This is a genomic window from Bacillus sp. SIMBA_026, assembly GCF_046535335.1.
Lineage (GTDB): Bacteria > Bacillota > Bacilli > Bacillales > Bacillaceae > Bacillus > Bacillus velezensis.
Genome location: NZ_JAWRWX010000077.1, coordinates 1 through 315, shown reverse-complemented (window position 1 = coordinate 315; position 315 = coordinate 1). Strand labels below are relative to the sequence as shown.

General features: G+C 67.3%; 1 protein-coding gene. It reads left to right on the top strand.

The genetic code is table 11. From position 1 onward, the window contains the following. Positions 1-66 precede the first annotated feature (66 nt). Positions 67-315: hypothetical protein (locus SB847_RS20740; RefSeq protein ID WP_410578461.1), on the top strand; the 249-nt coding region annotated here is incomplete at its 3' end.

The following is a 315-nucleotide window of genomic DNA, read 5'->3' as shown; positions in this document are numbered from 1 at the left end:
GAACAAGACTGTGCTCGACGTCGTCAAGCGCCTCGGGGTCAGCCTGTGACGGCAGGGGTACGCCGCTTGTACGACGGCGCGGCCGCGTTGCGAGCATTCCTGCAATTTGCGCAGGCCAGCGCCACAGGTCAGTTCGACCGCGCGCAGGCGGTGCTCGGCGCGCTGAATCAGGGCGCCCGCGATGCGTTCACGCGGCGGACGTCATCCGACGCCATTCGCGATGCACTGGCCGAAGCCCTGCGCGCACGCGGTCACCAGGTCGATATCGACGTCGGTCGTTCGCAATTCCGCTGCGATCTGGCGATCGTCGGTTCG